Source organism: Oceanobacillus sp. MO10714A, from assembly GCF_037072045.1.
Taxonomy (GTDB): Bacteria; Bacillota; Bacilli; order Bacillales; family Amphibacillaceae; genus Oceanobacillus; species Oceanobacillus indicireducens.
Window position 1 is genome coordinate 1 of sequence record NZ_JAXHDC010000066.1, and the last position, 12325, is coordinate 12325.

At 40.0% G+C, this 12325-nt stretch carries 15 protein-coding genes; 1 reads left to right on the top strand and 14 read right to left on the bottom strand.

Annotated elements, in window-relative coordinates:
• Positions 1-100 precede the first annotated feature (100 nt).
• Positions 101-1339 carry a COG1470 family protein gene (locus SPD53_RS18340; RefSeq protein WP_336253409.1) on the top strand — a complete coding sequence of 413 codons (1239 nt, stop codon included), beginning with the start codon at positions 101-103 and terminating at the stop codon, positions 1337-1339.
• Positions 1340-1436: 97 nt separating this feature from the next.
• Here SPD53_RS18340 and hpf read toward each other — a convergent pair whose 3' ends face one another.
• From hpf to SPD53_RS18410, 14 genes are all read right to left on the bottom strand, one after another.
• Complete coding sequence (gene hpf, locus SPD53_RS18345) at positions 1437-1988, bottom strand: ribosome hibernation-promoting factor, HPF/YfiA family (protein WP_156855604.1); 552 nt, start codon at positions 1986-1988, stop codon at positions 1437-1439.
• Positions 1989-2845: 857 nt separating this feature from the next.
• Positions 2846-3199, bottom strand: a complete 354-nt coding sequence (locus tag SPD53_RS18350) for a flagellar protein FliT (RefSeq protein ID WP_188856304.1) — start codon at positions 3197-3199, stop codon at positions 2846-2848.
• On the bottom strand, positions 3199-3594 hold the full coding sequence (gene fliS / locus SPD53_RS18355) for a flagellar export chaperone FliS (protein ID WP_156855606.1): 396 nt from the start codon (positions 3592-3594) through the stop codon (positions 3199-3201). The genes SPD53_RS18350 and fliS overlap by 1 nt, the downstream gene beginning before the upstream one ends.
• A 13-nt stretch (positions 3595-3607) precedes the next feature.
• Complete coding sequence (gene fliD, locus SPD53_RS18360; RefSeq protein WP_336253410.1) at positions 3608-5116, bottom strand: flagellar filament capping protein FliD; 1509 nt, start codon at positions 5114-5116, stop codon at positions 3608-3610.
• Positions 5117-5128: 12 nt separating this feature from the next.
• Positions 5129-5503, bottom strand: a complete 375-nt coding sequence (gene flaG, locus SPD53_RS18365) for a flagellar protein FlaG (RefSeq protein WP_156855608.1) — start codon at positions 5501-5503, stop codon at positions 5129-5131.
• 75 nt (positions 5504-5578) lie between these two features.
• On the bottom strand, positions 5579-5809 hold the full coding sequence (gene csrA, locus SPD53_RS18370) for a carbon storage regulator CsrA (protein ID WP_336253411.1): 231 nt from the start codon (positions 5807-5809) through the stop codon (positions 5579-5581).
• A complete protein-coding gene (fliW, locus tag SPD53_RS18375) occupies positions 5803-6249 on the bottom strand; it encodes a flagellar assembly protein FliW (RefSeq protein ID WP_156855610.1) in 447 nt (148 codons plus the stop codon). Before fliW ends, csrA begins: the two co-directional genes overlap by 7 nt.
• Positions 6250-6355: 106 nt before the next feature.
• Positions 6356-7249, bottom strand: coding sequence for a flagellar hook-associated protein FlgL (gene flgL, locus SPD53_RS18380; RefSeq protein WP_308425579.1), 894 nt, complete (start codon positions 7247-7249; stop codon positions 6356-6358).
• Positions 7250-7255: 6 nt separating this feature from the next.
• On the bottom strand, positions 7256-8740 hold the full coding sequence (flgK, locus tag SPD53_RS18385) for a flagellar hook-associated protein FlgK (RefSeq protein ID WP_188856301.1): 1485 nt from the start codon (positions 8738-8740) through the stop codon (positions 7256-7258).
• A gap of 24 nt (positions 8741-8764) precedes the next feature.
• Positions 8765-9253, bottom strand: a complete 489-nt coding sequence (locus tag SPD53_RS18390; RefSeq protein ID WP_156855612.1) for a flagellar protein FlgN — start codon at positions 9251-9253, stop codon at positions 8765-8767.
• Positions 9254-9297: 44 nt separating this feature from the next.
• The gene (gene flgM / locus SPD53_RS18395; protein WP_188856300.1) at positions 9298-9558 is read right to left on the bottom strand and encodes a flagellar biosynthesis anti-sigma factor FlgM; all 261 of its coding nucleotides are present in this window, start codon (positions 9556-9558) and stop codon (positions 9298-9300) included.
• Positions 9559-9653: 95 nt separating this feature from the next.
• Complete coding sequence (locus SPD53_RS18400) at positions 9654-10073, bottom strand: TIGR03826 family flagellar region protein (RefSeq protein ID WP_336253412.1); 420 nt, start codon at positions 10071-10073, stop codon at positions 9654-9656.
• A 42-nt stretch (positions 10074-10115) separates the two neighbouring features.
• The gene (locus tag SPD53_RS18405) at positions 10116-10802 is read right to left on the bottom strand and encodes a ComF family protein (RefSeq protein WP_336253413.1); all 687 of its coding nucleotides are present in this window, start codon (positions 10800-10802) and stop codon (positions 10116-10118) included.
• 1 nt (position 10803) lies between these two features.
• Positions 10804-12213: a DEAD/DEAH box helicase gene (locus SPD53_RS18410; protein WP_336253414.1), complete on the bottom strand. Its 1410-nt coding sequence runs from the start codon at positions 12211-12213 to the stop codon at positions 10804-10806.
• Positions 12214-12325: the final 112 nt, after the last annotated feature.

Consider the following 12325-nt stretch of genomic DNA (forward strand, 5'->3'; position numbering starts at 1 on the left):
TTCATTAATATATAAACAGATTAATCGAGCAAGATTTCTCAAAACTTGATTTTCTACACTATTATCCGATTTAGAATAGGGTAAGCATCATCTATTTATTTTGGATATTCCACACAATAATCCGAATACCCAACATTTAAAGCCGGGAGAAACAAAAACAGCAGTGTTCTATTTAGAAGTTCCTGAGGATGAAGCATATTATCATCCTTATGATGAACCTGTAATACAGCCTATCATGTCCTTTAAGGAAAAAGGAACAGAGACAGCTGTTCCTTTAGAACTCGACATTACAGCAGCTGTGCTTCCGGAGCTTGCTGTTAGCGTTGATCCTGAAAGCATAATGGTAAATACCGCAGATGTAAAAGAAAATATACCACTTAAGGTTAGAGTTAAGAACTATGACATAAATTCACGAGATGCGGAAGTAGCATTAAAATTGCCTGAAGGGTGGACAAGTGAACCAAATACAACAGAGGTTTCATTCACAGAGCGTTTTGAAGAACAGGAAGTAACCTTTACTGTTAGTCCGCCTGCAGATATAGAGGAAGGCAATTTTGAAATTGAAGCTTATGCAATATCTAATGGAAAAACCTTTGACACAACAGTGCAAGAGATTCAATATGATCATATAAATGATGAATATTTTCTTTATTCATCTGCTGCCGATGGTGAAGCCTTTGAATTGCTTATCCCAGACAACCTTAAAGTCGGTTATATTGAAAGCGGATTTGATAATGTCGCAAATCACTTAATTAATGCTGGCTTTAATATTACAAAACTGACAGAAGAAGACCTAGCATCAAGTGATTTATCTCAATTTGATACTATTGTGACTGGTATCAGAGCCAACTTGTCCCGACCAGATTTAGTCGAGAATAACGCTAGACTTCTTCAATATGTAGAGGAGGGCGGTCACCTTGTGGTTCAATATCACAAGCCAGGAGATAACTGGGATGTCGAAGCTTCAGCTCCTTATCATCTGGAGATCGGCTCACCATCAATTGAATGGCGGGTTACCGATGAAAATGCAGAAGTTACAATGACTCAGCCTGAGCACAAGCTATTCAATTATCCAAACCAGATCACAGATAAAGACTGGGACAACTGGGTGCAGGAACGCGGTCTCTACTTCCCGATGAATTGGGATGACCGTTACGAGACATTCGTAGAAATGGCAGACCCCGATGAAGAGGCATTCGACGGTGGTATCCTATTAGCGGATTATGGTGAAGGAACATACCTTTATTCCAGCCTAGTCTTCTATCGTCAAATAGACAGTCAAGTACCAGGGGGATATCGTATTTTCACAAATTTAATCAGCTATGGTGCAGAGGAATAATTCTAATAGAGGCTGGACATAACTAGTAAAATAATAATAAGTGAAAAGGTTCCAAGCGTTTAAAATTTGCTTGGAACCTTCTAATATATCCTATTTCTTACAGTGTTGGTTCAATTAAACCGTATTTACCATCTTTTCGGCGATACACAACACTTGTTTCACCTGATTCTACATTATTAAAGACAAAGAAGGAGTGACCGAGCATATCCATCTGAAGTATCGCTTCTTCAGAATCCATCGGTTTCAAATCAAATCGCTTCGTACGCACGATTTCAAAGTTATCAGATGTATCTTCATTATCCGCAAGTTCTCTTTCCATTTCCGCAAATACATGCTTAGGTGCACCATGTTGACGGGATTTACGGTTGATTTTGGTTTTATATTTTCGAACTTGTCTTTCTAACTTATCTACTACTAAATCGATTGCTGCATATAGATCGTCGTGTCGTACTTCCCCACGTAATAGGAGGTCGGTCATTGGAATTGTTACTTCGATGCGCTGCTCATCATTATAGACACTTAAATTTACATGAACATCAGTTGATTGAGTAGTATCGAAATAGCGCTCAAGCTTGCTGATTTTCTTTTCCACATACTCTCTAATAGCATCGGTAACCTCAATATTTTCTCCACGAATGTTAAATCTCATAAAAGTGTCCTCCTTTAATTCTTTATATATATAGTATACTATGTTTCCCGGTACTTTTCCTCCTCAAACGTTTACGTTGTGTAAATGGTTTCACTGATGGGCAATGGTAAAGCTTGATATAACAATGTTTAGGCTGGAAACATTTTTTTATTAATTTTTACAATATCTTTGTACTAGATTCATATTTCGCTAGATTTCCTCTTCCATGTAGCAAATTTGTTAACCCAAATTTCGTCGACAAAGTATATGGCTAGACATGGATATTTTAAAAAAGTGTTGTTTTTCCAATGAATTGTTAAAATACTTTCATTGAGCGTAAGTGGTGTGCAACTTACCTCTGGAGGTCCGCAGTCCAGACACCTCTCGCTTTCCGCGGGCGGCTGGTGAGCCTCCTCGGGCTAGCGCCCTGTGGGGTCTCACCAAGCCTATCCTCCCGCAGGAGTCTCAAGGTGTCTGGACTGCTCCGAGGGAAAGCCAAATTTGGAACCCTATTTATATTAGGAATTAGAACTTTCATCGCAGTGGGATAGTTTCCGTTAATTATAACCCTCTCAACCAGTTCAGTTGCCCGGCGGACGGTGACTCCTGTGGGAATAGCACGAGTTCGGAGACCCCGCAGGAAGCGGTTTCCTTCCGAGGCAGACTAAGTACGCCACGTCCTGTGCGTCGAGGCTTCGGCTGTGCCCGCGGAAAGCATCCGTCCACCGGGCAATTGAACGGTAATTAGAACGCCAATAAAATGAATGCACAAAATACTTTCGCTGTATGAAAGTGATCGACAATTTCTCTTGTATATTAAAAGGAAGTGCCATAACTTTAACCTTGTGATTACGAAAGGTTATGGCACTTCCTTCTTGTTAATTTTTACGGTCTAAAAAGGTACCGTCTAAGGTGGATACATTTTTATAAGGATTTGTGTAAAATTGTTGGGATTTCTTTTGTTGTTGCATTTGTTTCATTTCTGTCTTTAAATCCGTAAAAAGATTTTGCATTTTCATCTGAATTTTTGGATTCAACTTGGCGATTTCATTACCAAGCTTCATTTCTTCGTCTGAGTATGGAGGAGACAGTTGCTCCATCCATTTTCCCCGTTCCTCAATAAGTTCATTTAACTGTTGAATGACATCATCCCGGTTCTTTGATGTTACGGGTTGTTCCAGTAATGTTGTCAACTCTTTAGTCAATTCATAGACTTTCTCCAATACTTCCATTAGACTGTTGGCCTTTGGGAATATTGTTGCTTACGATGCTGAAGGAGTACTTGTTTCCATGTATCTCTGAATTCAGTTACAAGACCAAGAACATTCTCTAGCTTTTCAGGGCTGTTATCGATATTCGCAGCTGTTAATTCATTAAGCATAAATTCATAAAGTGGCTGGAATTGCTTAGATATCTCCACTTTTGGATCTAATGTAATTAATAGTTCACGAATTATATTTTGCGCCTTTTGAATATTTCTGTTCTTCGCTTCATAGTCATTTGCATCCATATCTTTCATAGCTTGCTTCACAAATTTTATGCAACCATTGTAAAGCATAAGGGTTAATTCTCCGCCAGATGCTGTATTTACTGCATTATTTTGATAGGTTTGATATGCTCTATTCATCTTGTATCACTCCTTATTGGTACATATTACCACCGAAGTCCATTAACATCGCCGATTGATTGTTCATCATGGAAATTGCCCGCTCCATTGCGGAGAATTGACGCCAATATCTGTCTTCCACTTGCTCTAAGCGATCTTCAAATGCTTTAATCCGCTTTTCCATCGTTTCAAGTTCGCGCCCCATCGTATACATCTGGTTCGTAAAGTGACCTTTTCCTGCTCGTTTCTCAATTTTACCAATTGTCGTCTCGAGCGAGTCTTCTACCCGATTTAACAGCCCTCGGCTCGGACCTTCCGAACTATTGAATAACAGATTTTGGACAGATGTTGCATCTTCTTCTAACTTCTCACGTAATATATTTTCATCAATTTTAAGAAGCCCACCATCCATATAATCTTCCGTAGTCGTAATTCCTATTTGAGCCATTAGGCGAAATGCCCCGTCATTATCAACAGTGGACGACCAGGTCGAGCGGAGACTTGTTAAGGCAGATGGAATAATTGATTCTCTGCGCAATAGTCCGCTTTTCGCCTTTTCTTCCCAAAGCTCGATTTGCCTTTCAGACATTTCTTCCATTTGCTCTTCCGTAAGTGGTGGGAAATCGCGATAAATTGGTTCTTGCTGTGTTCCGTTCAATGTTGTTATGAGTTCATTATATTTATTGACGAATTCTGTAATATTTTCCACAGCTTTATCAATATCATTTGTAACTGTGAGTGTTGCATTAATTGGTTTATTATTTTCATCTATTCCTGTTACATCATGGAAGGTAAATGTCATACCATTTAATGTGTAGCGATTATCCTTTGACTCTAATTCAACAACATCATTATAGGTGAATTTTGCGTTTGTTCCACCTTTCTCTTGTTCCTGATCCATATTAAGAACATCAAGGAAAAATTCGCTTCCCTCTCCAAACCCTATTTCTTTTCCACCAAATTCTTCGGTCGTATTATAATTACCAGAACGTTTCGTTTCCATTACAAAAGTCTTCGATGTTTCATCATAAAAGGCACGAATATTTTTATCTGCACCTTGGATTTTTTTTGCAATCGAATCAATCGTATCGTCTTCACTGATAGTAAATTTGCGCTCTTTCATTTCCCCTTCTTCTACATCATAAGTATAAAAAGAAACCTCTTTATCAGCGTATTCAGAGATTTTACTCTCAATATCTTCCTTAGAAGCATTTCCCTTATTAATTGCATTAGAGGCAAGTTGCGTAACAGCAATCTTAAAAGCACCATTCCCAGCTACAGCAGATCCTGTCGCAGTCACTGCTTCTTCCATAGAAGATTTCACTGTCTTCGGGTTAATTGTATTGCCACTAGTTAACCGCATGTTTTCAATTAGCAGTTCCAGTTCGGCAATCTGCTTATTAATGTCACGGAAAGCGTCACGTTGCCATTCCATTTTCGTCCGTTGCTGCTGGAGTTTATTTAACGGAATCCGTTCCGCATTCATCAAGTCTCTTATCATTGAATCTGTATCAATACCACTGGCCAAGCCACCTATACGCATATGCTCACTTCCTTATATTTTTTCATCGACAAGTAATCCCATGAATTCCGCCATCGCCGCATACATATCGAGAATTTTCTTTGGTGGAATTTCCTTAATTACTTCATCCGTTGTTGAATCAACTACCGTCACATAATATTTATCAAGCTTATCATGTAATTCGAACTTCAAATTGCGGCGAGATGGTTCTAAAAATTGATTGAGATTATCAACCGCTTCTTCGACCGCATCTCTTTGCATTTTACCGTATTTTTCAATTTTTACATTTGAATTTTCTTTTTGTTGGTTTTCTTTCGTAGCTATTATAGGTCTATCAACTGACTTCTCTTGTTTAAGTTGAATGTTGCTCTGAATGATTGGCTGAGATCCGATCTTTTCTATCGCCATCCCTATTCATCCCCCTCATATATATCTACTAGTAGTATCGGCATGTTTTCGAAGTTTTGAAGGGGAATTTACAAATTACTTGTCCAATGTGTTGTCGTTCATTAGCTCAAGCAAATCGAGCGTAAGATTGGCTGCTGCGTTATTCTGTTCCTTAATATCCAAATAAATTTCTTTTCGGTGAATATCTACAGATTTCGGTGCTTCAATCCCGAGCTTTACTTGATCTCCTTCCATCCCCAGCACCTTGATTTCAATATCGTCCCCAATTTGGATTGCTTCATTTTTCTTTCTCGTTAAAACTAGCATGTTCTAGCTCCCTTCTCGTCTGGGGCAATCGCGACCTTGGAAGAATACGTATGGTCACTTAAAATATACTGTTTACCGATTAATTGCTTCGTATTAATAATGATTGGGGCTCGTAAATTCATCGTACTTTGCGAGAATGGTTTATTCAATGTCACAATCGCGTAGACTGCCACATCCTCCTTAGCTGTAATTTTTAATAGATCGAGCAAATCTTCATCCAGCTTTAATTCATACGCTTGATAGAATAGATATGGATTGGTAATTACAAAGGCAAGATTACTCGTTTTCGTTGATTGCAGTAATTGAAATGCTGCATTATTCGGCAATTCTAAAATAATGAATTCTGTCTCTTCCGGGAAACCCGGGAGACCATTAGGAAAATTGATCTTTTTCCTTTCATCGATTTCTACAACACCTAAATATTTCGTATCAAGTTTCATTAATATTCTTCCTCTCATTCCATGGTTTGGCGACCGTGTTTTGGGACTGGTTTCTTTCATAGAAAAAAACCCAAAGTCCTTTCATAGGGCTAAGGGCTTCTATTATTTATCTAAGAAAATCAACAAGACTTGGTTGAATAATCCGTGAACCACTGGCAAGTGCCGCCTGGTGAATACTTTGTTGCGTAATCAAATTTGTAATTGCTTCCGCATAATTCACATCTTCATTTGCGGATAAAGATCCGGTGGCTACGATTTCTTGCTGTTCTAGACGGTTCTCTACCAATTCCAACCGGTTCATTCGCGCTCCAAGGTCGGCCTGGGCATTGATTACATTATCAATAACTCCGTCTAAAGCGGCAATGCTTTGGTCGATTTCTCCGTCAGCATTCCCACTCTTCAAGCTTTCGATGAACGAATCAATTACTGCAAACATATCCGCTTCTTCGTCAGTAAATATCTTATTCCCATCGCTGTTCACGGTTATGTTCACACCAGCTGCAATCTCGATTTCAACCGCGTTTTCATCAAAATTAGGAACGACTTCCCCGTCTACAATTTTGACAGGCGGTTCATTGGTTTTCGTACCATTAAAAATATATTTATCATTTACTTTTGTATTTGCCACATCGATGAGGTCTTGTTTAATTTGTTCGGCTTCTTCAGCTATATTTTTTAGCTCGCCTTCACCATATGTGCCATTACTTGCCTGGACAGCGAGATAACGAAGTCGCTGCAAACCACTATTTGCCTGTTCCAATGCGGCATCTGTATTGTCAAACCAATTTTGCACTTCACCGGTATTCCGCTGATACTGTTCGATTCGGTGCAATTCCGTCCGGTAGCCAATTCCCTTCAAAGCTGCAACTGGATCTTCGGATGGACGGCTGAACTTCTTCCCCGTATTCAACTGATCAAAATATTTATCCATCTTTGCATAGCTTCTATTTAAATTGCTTAATAGATTATTTGAAATCATACTTTGTGTAACACGCATCATTATGACCTACCTTCCTACAAGCCCCAAATTATTAATAATACGGTCCAATAATTCGTCCGTTGCCGTCATCGAACGAGCCATTGCGTTGTACGCATGCTGAAACTTAATCATGTTTGTCATTTCCTCATCCAGCGAAACGGAACCGATGGATTGTCGATCGTTTTCCAGCTGGCTGACTAACACGGTTGTATTCCTTCTCATTCTTTCAGCGTCCTCTACTTGAACGGCTAATGAACCAGTTATTTGTGAGTAAGCTTCTTTTATTCCTGCCTCATCAAACACTTTTGCAAGCTCTAGAGCATTCTTCCCGTCGCCTTCTCCTTCAAGCGCTGCAGCGATCAATTTAGGGTTATCAATAATATCTTGATTTACAGCCATATTGCCATCCTCATCAATCACAAAGAAATCAACTGGTCCGTCAGTCTCTCCAATTGGAACTCCTTCACGATGAACCGCGTTAAATGCATCGATAAAATTATCCCGTAGTGCAGCCAAATCTTTAAGACCTTTCAGGAATTCTCCTTCATTTTCTCCACTGCCGTAAGTATCAATCAGAGATTGCAATGCCCCAGCTTTTCCCGTATCCAATTTTAGGGGGGCCCCGTCTATATCAAGCTGAATTCCGCTAATATAAGAAAAGCCATCACTTTCTGCTTCTTCAAGGGAAATCGACTGGTACGTTAAGTTTGCTCCGTCAACAAGCTTATAACCGTTCTGTATATTTCCATCTGCATCGGTGAATTCCTCTGTCTTCACTTCAATCACTGCAAGACCTTGGGCGACGTCACCAACATGCTCACTTGATTTCTCGTAACTCACTTCAATCGGTATGATTCCGGATAGTTTGTCAATAAGCAGGTCACGCTGATCATATAAATCATTCGGAACATAGCCATTGATTTCAAGTGCTTTAATCCGTGTATTCAAGTCACTAATCTGCTCTGAGATCCGGTTGACACTTTCCACGGCATGATTCATTTCCGTTTTTAAATCACTCCGTATCTGCGTTAAGGACTGATTAAGATAATTAAATGTTTCGCTTAGGGCCTTTCCACGCTGAACAACGACGGAACGTGCACCGCCATTCGTCGGATTCACCGCAAGATCCTGAAGCGCACTCCAGAACTGGTCCATCACTTGGGACAATCCAGTATCATCCAAGTCATTCAATACATCCTCCATGCGTCCAAGAGCGTCCGCGCGTTTTTCCCAATACCCTGCTAAGCTATTCTCTCCGCGGAACTGGCCATCAAGAAACTGGTCGCGTATGCGCTGAATCGAACCGGCTTTTACCCCAGTCCCGATTTGGCCAGGAATCCCCGTTCGGTTTTTTGAAGCGCTAGGCATCGCTATATCAGTCACATAATTCACTCGTTGTCTCGAGTAACCTTCTGTATTTGCGTTTGCAATGTTATGACCAGTTGTATGTAAAGCAGATTGCTGGGCAAATAATGCTTGTTTTGCCATTTCCAATCCGTGAAATGTACTCATTTGCTGTTACTCCTTTATCTTAAGTTATGCCTTCGAATCAAATATGGATCGATTTGGTTGTTCAACATCAGGTTTATCCATATTCGAGTAATTCATATTTTTTAGAGACGGACTCATTAAATCCAATGACATTTGTACAAATTGCATGGATTGGTTAATGAGGGCGATGTTCAATTTTTCCTGAGCTTTCAGTTCAGTAATGACCTTCGTTAATTCAATCGTCACTTCTTCAAGCTCTAGCCTCTCCGTTTCGTTCGTCATTTGTTCCAGTATGAACGTAATAGTCGGTTCTGCATCAGTTATCTCTTCTGCTTCGATCCAATTATTTACAAGTTGAATGCGTATCTTTTCCACCTGCTCGATCTTTTGCACAAGCTTCCGTTCTCTGGTTAAAAGAGGTTGCAGGCTATCGATGTTCCCAACTTTGATACCTTCCATTTTTTCAACAGATATGCTGAGCAGTTCCCGATGCAGGCCTACTAATTCAGTTAATGCTTGTCTTAATTCATTCATGGACTAATAGGTCCTCCTTTGAATGGACTTGTTCCCCATTAAACTTACTTCTTCCAAAACTCGAACATTTTCTGTGCAGCAACTTCATGGTCCACTTTGTATTCTCCATTTTCTATCTGTTGTTTGATTTCCTGAACCTTTTTGGCACGGTTATTATTCGGCTGACCTTTTTCCTGAAGCTTAAGAGCTTCCTTGGAAATTTGTAGCTCATCCGAACGTTTTGCAGCTTTTTTCATTTCTGTCTGTTTTTGGAGCTGTTGTTTATAAGGATTGAAATTCAGTTGATTCGGTCGATTGATTTTCATTCCTCTTCCTCCTCCCATCTATCTATAACGAGCAATTATTTTATACTTACACCTATTAATAGTATCGGCATCTAATCAAAGTTATGAAGGATTATTTAGTTTTTATCCTTATTAAAAGAAAAATAGACGTTTTCTCGTTCTCTTTCTTCACGTTCTTGTTTTGTCCGTTCCTCTTCTTCGAGTATAGCAAGTTCACTCTTCAATTCGTTTTGACAATTCTCACAAAGCTTACCAGTCGTAATACCTCTACCACATCTGTCACAAGGATAAGCAAGGTTTGGAAAATCTGTCGGCAACAAACGCCTTTCTTTAACAAATTTCATAATCATTTTTTCTTCTACACCCGTAGCTTCCACAATTTCAATCATCGTTGCTTTCCGGTTCTTTTTCTCACGTAAAAAATGATATACGGTCTGGAATGCTTCTTCCTCTTGCTTATAGCAATCCTGACAAATATCGCGAATCGTCCTTACATAGACTGCTCCACAACGGGAACAGTTAGCTAATTCTGCCATGAAAAATTCCCCTTTTTTTCGTTCTTCTTTCATTATAACATTTTATCCACGAATGAGCGTTAATGCATAAACCTGCGGACAACCTTGTTTTATTAATAGTTCGCTGGCATGCCGTAATGTAGTTCCTGTTGTATATATATCATCGACCAAAAGAACAGGAGTTTTAATTTTTTCAGTGAGTGAAAAAGGATTCTTAGCTGTGACTCGTTCTTTACGGTTCTTCTTGGACTGCTTTTCACTATCTATTCGAATGAATACAGACTTTGTTTGGACCGGCAAGAAATCGGCAAGCATTTCCGCTTGATTAAATCCGCGCTCTGCTAATCTTTCCTCGCTTAAAGGAATAGGGACGGCTGTTAATTCTTTCTTTTTCTTTCCGAATTTTTTAAAGAACGCTTTCCGCAAATAAGGACGGAATAATTCTCCCAAAACATAATCACCGCGGTATTTCCATTTTGCAATAACCTCTTGCAGGAAAGGATTGTATTGAAAAACAGAATAATTCAATTGAAGTGGATCACCTTGAGTGCGTTTTTCCCAACGTTGGCAGTCAAAGCAAGTCTCTTCCGTGATTTCTCTGCTGCATTTCGCACAACGACTCGGGGAATCCTGCAAGAACGTTAGATTCGTCACACAAGAATCACATAGTTCGGATGGTTGCATTAAAGACAAGAAATTATTCCAACCTATATTTCTACTTTGTTCTGCCTCACACCATAAACAGTTCATTCTAAAAACCTCCTCGCTTATTCATTTGTTTGATCGAATAAATGGCAGCAAGCATTGCCTCCGTTTTCCCGTCGTGGAAAAACATCACTTCCCCTGTTGGATCGTTCGCATTTCTTCCCGCTCGACCGGCTATTTGAACGAGGGCTGCTTCATCGAATACATCATGCCCAGCATCAAGAATCGCAACATCAACAGAAGGGAAAGTTACACCGCGTTCAAGAATAGTCGTTGTCAAAATAACTTTTAACTTTTTGTCACGGAAAGACATGACTTTTTCCTCCCTGTCCCGGTCAGCAGCGTGAACTGCATCTAATTCATCAGGATGGTTGATGAGCTTGTGTTCGAGCATTAAATTCGTAAATGTAGTTTTCAGTTGGTTGGTCAATTCTACTGTAGGAAGGAATAAAAGGAGCTGTCTTTCCGGGTTCTTCCTGTTCAGAAGCCAGCGGAAGAGCGGATTAGAGGCATTCTGTTTCGGAAGTTCTTTATTTAGTGCATACCACATTTTTAATTGTGGAACGGGAAGTGGATGGCCGTGATAGCGAAGGGGGACGAAAACATGCGCCAATTTGCCTCGGCGAATCTTAGTTTTCAGAACTTCCCTAGGGGTTGCAGTGAGATAGATTGTTGTACAAGTTGATTTGCGAGAGCGCTTCTCGGCAAATGGAAGAGCTGGATCGGCGTGAAAGGGGAAGGCATCAACCTCATCAATAATCATAACGTCAAACGCCTCCTTGTAACGAAGGAGTTGATGGGTTGTTGCAATTAGAAGTTGTGCATGTTTATGCTTATCTTTGCTGCCACCGTATAGAGCTTGGATTGGGATATCTTGAAAAGCTTCTTCCAGCCTAGGCTTTAACTCCCGGACAACATCTGCCCGTGGTGTTGCCAAACAAATTCGCATCCCTTTTTCCAATGCCTTGGAGATTCCAGGGAAAAGCATTTCCGTTTTCCCCGCCCCACAAACCGCCCACGCCAAAATTTCTTTCTCCCTATTTATAATTGCTTCTGTAATTCGTAAAGCAGCTTTCTCTTGCGCCCTAGTTAATGTTCCATCCCATGAACACGGATTTTCATGTTTCGGCCAGACTGCTGGTGGCCCATTCCAATAATAAAGGGCATCACATTCCATCAGTCTCCCCATATCGATACAACTTCTACAATAAAAATGGGTATTTTCACATTTTTTACAGGGTATTTTCGCAAATTTGCGGGCAGTTTCATTACCACAGCGCATGCATTTTGTTCGGAGAAATGATTTTTGGAGGGCGGGTTTTGTTGCTAAGAGGTTTTCAGATAAGAGGTAGCGAACAAGCTTGTCTTCAATGGGAAGTTCTTCAAGACGGAGCAGTTTTCCATCTAAAATGACAGCAAGTTCATGTAGAGGAGGAATTGATTGTTGCTGGATCATTAGCATCATCCCTTCAATTATTTTAATTGTTAGTATATATTATAAGTTCCTGTAATTCAATCCATGATCAAAGGCGCAAGCGCCCGTTTATCAACGTACAAACTGGAGCACT